We start from the raw sequence: 8,088 nt of genomic DNA on the forward strand, positions 1-8,088 counted from the left end.
ACTTCCATCAGAAGTTGGCTGAGCATGGATTCCTCATTGGTCACAAAATACGTCGTGCCTGCCGGGCTCGTCATCGAACGGCGAACGTGATCGGCATCATACGTATAGTATACGTCACCCGCCTGAATCAGTCGGTTGTTGGCGTCATAACGGTACGTGCTGAACTGTCCGTTCAAAGGGCCTAACACCATATTTCCGTCTGCATCATACATGATCGTTTGGCCATTAAACGTTAGCAGTTGATTGTTACTTCCGTAAGTCATCAACGCATAGGTGGCTCCGGTTACCGTGATCGGTTGGCCATCGGACATCAGCAGTGGGTTGCCACTTCCATAAGCCATCGGCGCATAGGTCGCTCCGGTTACCGTGAGCAGGTTGCCTGCCGCATCATAGCCGTATTGGCGGCCAGCCGCTTCCATCAGGCGGTGATTGGCGTCGTACTGGTAGCGGTTCGCGCCTTCTTGCGTCACGTTCCCCACCATATCATAGGTGAAGTCATCTTGCACCCACACCGTGCCGTCTGCCGCTGCATCGCGCAGTACAGTTAACTGTCCGGCCGCATCGTACGTTCTCGTTTCCACGGAACCATCTGCTCTTGTCGTGGTCACCAAGCGGTGATTGGCATCGTAGGTGTAGCGGGTTCGCCTGCCTGCCCAATCCGTCACCGTAAGCAGTTCCCCGTTGGCATTGTAGGTGTAGCTCACTTCTTTGCCGTCGGGATACGTCAGCTTGGTTATGTTCCCGGCAGCATCATACGTGTATCCGATCGTATGTCCGCGCGTATCTGTGCTGGTGAGTACGCGATTCAGCCTATCGTAGGTGCGCTGTTTGCTGCCGTATACGCTATCGGTGACAGAAGTGACGTTCCCGTTGGCGTCATACTCATAGGTGTAGATGAGCTGGCCTTCCGCATCACTCACTTGGTGCAATCGACCAGCGGCGTCATACTCGTACGTGAATTGGTCGCCACGCGCATTTACCATGCTGCTTAGCAATTGTCTGCTGTTATACGAGTAGCGCAGATGCGATGGGTCACCCAGTGTCCCACTCATCCCTAAATGACGTGAAGCGTAGGCGCCGCTGGTCGTATCCCCGTTAAGATCCGTATAGCTAGTCAGTGTCGACCCATAGGTTGCTCCAGTTACCGTAAGCAGATTGCCTGTATCATTATAGCCGTACTGTGGTCCAAGCGCTGCCATCCGGCGGTGATTGGCGCTGCCGTATACGCTATCGGTGACAGAAGTGATGTTCGGCCAGGGTCTGCTGTCAACTAAAGAGCGCAGACTCGATGTGCTGCCAAACGTTTCGCCAATCTGTTGCTGACGGGAATCGTAGGCGTAGCGGGTCGTATGCCCGTTCGCATCGGTATAGCTCGTCAGCTTGCCAAACGCATCGTAATGTTGCTTGCTTGTGCCCGCCAGCGGATCGGTGGCTGCAGCCAAGCGATCCAACACATCATATGCATAGGTGTGCGTGTTCCCACGCGCATCCGTGACGCGGGTCAGACGGTTCCCTGCATCGTACTGCATCGTCGTCGTTGCGCCCAACGCATCGGTGATCGTTACCGGGTTGCCCGCCTTGTCATACGTCGCCTGAGCAGTGACCACGCCTTCGGCATCGATCGTTTGCTGCACGTTGCCGACGGGGTCGTACACGCTGCGGTTCGTGTGCCCGAGCGCATCGATCGTTTCGATCAGGCGGCCGAGCGCATCGTAACGGTAATGGACCGTGTGACCTAACGGATTCGTGATCTGCGTAAGCCGATTTTCGTTATCGTAGGCGTACGCGGTGATGTGACCCAACGCATCGGTCTTGTGCGTGAGCAACCCATTTTTGTTATAGGTGAATGCGGTGACGTTGCCGTTGGCATCCGTTTCCGTAAGGACTTGTCCGGCGGCATTGTACGTGTAGGTGACGACCTGACCCAATGGATCGGTCACCGTCAGCAAATTGCCGACCGCATCATACGTCTTCCTCGTCTCATACCCGCCCGCATCGATCGCATGCGTCATCCGTCCGAGCGCGTCGTACCTATAGGTTTGGCTATGTCCTTGCGCGTCCGTCTCGCGAATCAAGCGATCTAGTGCATCATATTCGAAGCGAGTGATGCCGCCGGCTGCATCCGTGATTTGGATCAAGCGGTTTTTGGCATCATAGGCGAACTGCTGGCTGCCACCCAGCGCATCGATCGTTTCGATCAGGCGGCTGTTGGCATCATAACGATGCGTTATCGTGCCATGTACCTTGTCGCTGACCGCGGTCAGTTTCCCGTTTTTGTTATATGTGAAGCTCTTCGTATTCCCTGCCGCATCCGTGACCGTCTGTACGTCCCCTAGCGCATCGTACGTGTAGATCAGGCTGCCGCCCACCGCATCGGTGTGCGACAACACCTCGCCACGGCCATTGTACGTCCAGGTCGTGCGGCCACCTAACGGGTCCGTGCGTTCAAGCATGCGCCCCAGCTTGTCATAGCTCTTATGCGAGCTTTGCCCCATCCCGTCTGTCGTCTGGATGACTTGACCTACCGCATTATAGATCATGGACATGCTGTTTCCTTCTGGGCTTATCTTTGTCAACAGTTGATCCAACGGATCGTAGCTGAAGGTCGTGCGGTTGCCCAGCGCATCCACCGTCTGAATCCGTCTTCCCTTGGCGTCATACACTTGGCGGGTGCTCTGGCCGAGCGCATCCGTTACAGTCACAAGACGATCTTCCCCGCTATAAGCGTAACGGGTTAGGTGACCGAGCGCATCTTGCCTTTCCGTTAGCTTCCCGTTTCCATTATAAGTATATTTTGTGGTGTTGCCCAGTGCATCCGTTCTACTTACTATATCGCCGTGGCTGTTGTACGTCATCGTCGTGATGTGACCGAGCGCATCTGTGATTTGCGTCACATTGCCTTTGGCGTCATACGTTAGGCGAGTCACCCCGCCTAGCGGGTCTGTCGTCTCGATCAGGTGCCCGGCGGCATCATAAGTGAACGTCGTCAGGTTGCCTTCCGGATCGGTGACTGCCGTCAATTGGCCGTCTGTGTACTGATAGCGGGTCACACCGCCATTAGCAGTTGTTTTGGTGTGCACCAAGCTGTTGCTGTCGTACGTATAAGAAGTTTCGTGCCCGTCGGTATCGGTCGTACGGAGCAAATTGTTGTTGGCATCATACGTATTCACCACTTGACGGCCCGTCGGGTCGGTTGCGGTCAACACATTATGACGGTCGTCATAGGTCATCTGCAGTACATTCCCCGCAGGGTCCTGCACGCGGGTCAAGTTTCCTGCTTCATCATAGGTCATCTTGCTCGTCTCGTGATTCGCGTCCACCCTGGTCAGCCGGTTCCCGGACGCATCGTAGGTGAAACGGGTGCTGCCGCCGACTTCATCGGTTTTTTGGAGCACACGGTACTGGTTATCATGAATCAGCGTGCTGACGTGACCTTCGCGATCGGTGACGGTCGTAATCAGGTGGCCCGGTTGCGTCTCTTCATCATAACGGAAGTGCGAGCTGCCCCCTACGGCATCCACTTGTTTCACCACACGTCCCGCCGTATCGTAGGTGTCGGCAAACATTTGTACGCCTTCGCCATTCGTTCCGGTTAGCACGCGCCCGGCGTCATCATACGTATAGGCAACAGCTTGACCGTTCTCATCGGCGATGCCGATCAGATGGCCGTTGCTGTCTACGTGAAACGCCACTTCGCGCTGCAAATCATCGGTCACCTTACGCAATTGCTGCTGCTCGTCATACGCAAAGTGTAGCCGCTGATTGGTGATGCGGTTCGTCACCGTGGCTAACGTGCCGTCCCCATGGTAAGCAAACCTTAAGGTGTGCCCGTGCGCATGGTGCTGCTCCGTAAGCTTGCCCGCAGCGTCGAACTGGTAGACCGTCTGGTCTTTCTTCCTTGTGTAGGTAAAGCGGCCATCTTCCTGCCGCACCAGCGTATCTTGCTGCGCAGCGCTTTCTGTGGAAATATACTTGCCCTCACCTGTAGGCCAGAACGTATTGTGGCGATTCGCTCCCCAATGCACGACCACCTGGTCGCCATGCTGCACGAGTTGCGCTTCATAGTTGTGGCTCCAGCCCTTGCCAAGCGGCCCTGCGCCTAACAGCAGGGAATGATACTGGAGCGTAAGGTCGAACGGAAACGCGCTCTGCTGACCTAGCTTGGACAGCGTGATCACATGCGCGCCCGTGGACGTGTCGATCGGGTCTTGCACGAGCGACTGCGGGTCAACCGCGGACGGATCAAATTTGGCGATCTGCTTATAAGCCAGCATCCCCGAGAGCATGCCGGATGTGCTTATTCTAAACTCTTCCCCAGGTTCGCCATATACTGTGATCGTATATAGCCCCGAAGCGCTCGGCGTGTAGGTGAGTCTGTTCCAAGAGCTTGTCGAATCGACCGCTGTAAAGGTGCCGCTTTTGAACAGCGATAGGGAACGGCCACCTATGAGCGTGATGCTATAGTTCTGATCTTGTACCAAATAACCGCGCAAATCGGTGGTGCCGCTGTAACCGATGGTGCCGGTTTGGTCAAGCAACCATGTTTCATATACGTTCAAACCAATCGTTGTCGGCTGCGATCCGTTATGAGCCACTTGGATATAGTACGTCCCGGCATCTGGCGCGCGATAATCCAGGACGGTGCGGTCGGTTGTTCCTAAGCCTGTGCCGTTCGCATCGTAGAGGGTGATCCCGCTGCCGGATCGGGCCGCGATGGTATAGTCGGTTCCGCCTTCCAGTGACACTTGGTAGTACGCGCTTTCCCCGGCCGGTACGGAGTATTCAACCGTTGTATTGACGTTTGCCGGGTAAGCATGGGCGATGTCGGAACCGTCTACGGCACATAGGGTTGTACCGCCACCCACTTCCAAATAATACAAACCCGCTGCCGAGGGCGTGTGCACCAAGTCTGATTTGTAATTGGAAGTTATCTCACTATCCCCAGCGGAAGCTTTGTCCGGGGCGGTAAACAGCTTCATCGAGCTATAGTTATAGTTTGTGGTAAAGACCATCGTTCGGTCTGCCTTCAAATTGGTCGCGAAAATGGTACCCCCACTGCCTGGATAATCCAACGCACCGGGCGCTAAGAGAGCCTGCGCTGTCCACAACGCAATCGTCGCCTTGCGGTTGCCCGCTAATGCTTTGAGATAATACGTTCCCGTGACCTCAGTTGTATAGGTTAGCGAATCGGTATGACTGCTCGCTACTCTTGAGCCATTGCTTGTATACATTTCCAAGCCTACGGCTCCAGCAGCCTGAAAGCTTACAGGGACTCCTTCGGTTACGTCCACCTTGAAGTAGGCACTTTCAAAGGCGGGTACCGTGTAGATATCCGTCTTGGTTAGTTCTCCCTCCGTGAACGTCGCCGGATAGGCATGGGCCGTGTCAGAACCGTCTACGGCATGTACGGTGGTGCCTTCGCCCAATTCTCGCAAATAATACAAACCCGCTGCCGAGGGCGTATACAATAGCTTTGAGCTCCAACTATAAGCGCTAGAAGCCACCGCACTATCATGAGAGGAAACTTTGTCCGGAGCGTTATATAGGTTAAGCCAACAAAATTTGCCGTTTGTCTTGAAGACCATCGTGCGGTCTGCCTTTAAATTTATGGTGAAATAGGCATCGCTCCCCGTGCTCCTTGTATAATTCAACACACCGGGTGCCTTGAAAGCCTGCGAGGTCCACAACGTAATCAATGCCTTGCGGTTGCCCGCTAACGCTTTGAGATAATACGTGCCCGTGGCTTTCGCGGTATACAGTAGCGAATCCGTAGCGCTGCTCGCTAAACGCGCGCCTGCTTTGTTATAGATCTCCAGTCCCATGGCTCCGGTCGTTTGAAATCGTATAGGGATTCCTGCGGTTACGTCCACCTTGAAATAGGCACTTTCCTTGGCGGGTACCGTGTAGGTCTCTGTCTTGGTTAGTTTTCCCTCTGTGATCGTCGCCGGGTAGGCATGGGCGATGTCAGAACCGTCTGCGGCATACAGGATGGTACCGCCAGATACGCGCAAATAATACAAACCTGAGGCCGAGGGGGTGTACCGTAAGACTGATTCGGCCGAGGCCGAATAAAATAAGGCTGTTTTTGAACTGGAAGCTATCGCTCTATCCCAAGAGTAAGCTTTATCCGGAGCGCTATACAATTCAACTCTAGGAAAGGAGTTGATGTTTGTCTGGAAGATCATCGTGCGGTCTGCCTTCAAATGCGTGGTGAAATAGGCACTTTCCCCCCCGCTCCTTGAATAATCGATCGCACCAGGCGGTGTGAAGACTTTCGAGGTCCACAACCTAATCTGTGCCTTGTGGCTGCCCGCTACCGCTTTGATATAATACGTTCCCGTGGCTTTCACTGTAGACAGTAGCGAATCCGTAGCGCTGCTTGCTAATTTCGTACCGCTACTTGAGTACATTTCCAAGCCTACGGCATCAGTAGCCTGAAATCGTACAGCGACTCCTCCGGGTACGTCTACCTTAAAGTAGGCACTTTCCTTAGCGGGTATTGTGCAGGTGTCTGTCTTCGTTAATTTTCCCTCACTGAACGTCGCCGGGTAGGCGTGGGCCATATCAGAACCGTCAGCGGCATGCAAGGTTGTACCTTCCCCTACTTCCAAATAATACAAACCGTCTGCTGAGGCTGTATACCATAGATCCCCTGAGTTGGAAGCTATTTTGTTATCCTGAGAGGTACTCGGGGCGTTATACAGTTTAAACGTGCTATATTGGTAGTCTGTCTTGAAGACCATCGTGCGGTCTGCCTTCACATTGGTGGTGAAATAGGCATATACATATCTCCTCGTATAATCCAACGTACCAGGCGGTGTAAAGACTTGCGAGGTCCATACCGTAATTGCGGTCTTGTGGTCTCCCGCGAACGCTTGGAGATAATACGTTCCCGTGTCCTCCGCTGTATACAGCAGCGAATCCGTATCGCTGCTTCCTAAGCGCGCGCCTTCTTGGTCATAGATCGCCAAACCCGTTGCCCCAGTCGTTTGGAATCGTACAGGCACTCCTCCGGTCAAGTCCACTTTGAAATAGGCACTTTCCCGGGCTGGTACCGTGTAGCTGTCCGTCTTGGTTAGTTCCCCCTCCGTGAACGTCGCCGGGTAGGCATGGGCGAAGTCAGAACCGTCTGCGGCACGTAGCGTGGTACCCTTTTCCACGTACAAATAATACAAACCCTCTGCCGCTGCCGTGTACGACAGGCGTGAGCTTGAACTGGAAGCTATCGCGCCACCCCAAGAGGAATCTTTATCCGGGGCGTTATACAGTTTCACCAAGCCACCATTGGCGTTTGTCTCGAAGACCATCGTGCGGTCTGCCTTCACATTTGTCGCGAAATAAGCGAAGTCCTCACTCCCCGTATAATTCAACGTACCAGGCGCTATGATAGCCTGCGAGATCCGCAACACAATCGCTGCCTCACTGTCTCCTGCGAGCGCTTTGAGATAATACGTGTCCGTGTCCTCTGCTGTATAGATTAACCAATTCGTAGCGCTGCTCGCTACGCGCGTGCCGTTGCTTGTATACATTTCCAAGCCTGCGGCTCCAGTAGCTTGAAAACTTACAGCGACTCCCTTCGTCAAGTCCACCTTGAGATAGACACTGTCATGGGCATCCATGTCCATGTAGGTGAGCTTGGTTAGTTCTCCCGCCGTAAGCTTCACCCGAGAGGCGTTAGCAAAGTCAATGCTGCTCGGCTTGGCGCCATGCGCAAGATCACCCTCGGCCATCCACCCCACGTCGGCTACTTCATCGCTTTCGTCGGATGCTGATCGTTCCACCTTGTCCGCATAAACCGTTGCTGGCGCCAGCGCAGTAATTTCCAGAGATGAAAACACCCCCGCTAGCAAGCTAATACATAAACCTATAAAAATCCCCTGTACACAAGCTCTCGTCTGCATCTTGCTCTCCTCTCGCTACTCTTTGCATCTATTATCTCTATGAATTTATACGCATGCACCCTTGTTCATCGCCGCCCCCCCTCTTTTTTATCTTGACGGATTGTAAAATGAAGTGCGACACCTTCTGGAAATAAAAAAACAAAAGGCTCATGGCCGGATTCGTGTAGAATGAAAGTTCTCACCACCC

The 8,088-nt window shown here is 53.9% G+C and carries 1 protein-coding gene; it reads right to left on the reverse strand.

All coding sequences use genetic code 11. From position 1 onward, the window contains the following. Positions 1-7,901: DUF6531 domain-containing protein (locus PPOP_RS16645; RefSeq protein WP_006287812.1), on the reverse strand; the 7,901-nt coding region annotated here is incomplete at its 3' end. Positions 7,902-8,088: the final 187 nt, after the last annotated feature.

It is taken from the genome of Paenibacillus popilliae ATCC 14706 (assembly GCF_000315235.1).
In the GTDB taxonomy this organism is placed as follows: domain Bacteria; phylum Bacillota; class Bacilli; order Paenibacillales; family Paenibacillaceae; genus Paenibacillus_B; species Paenibacillus_B popilliae.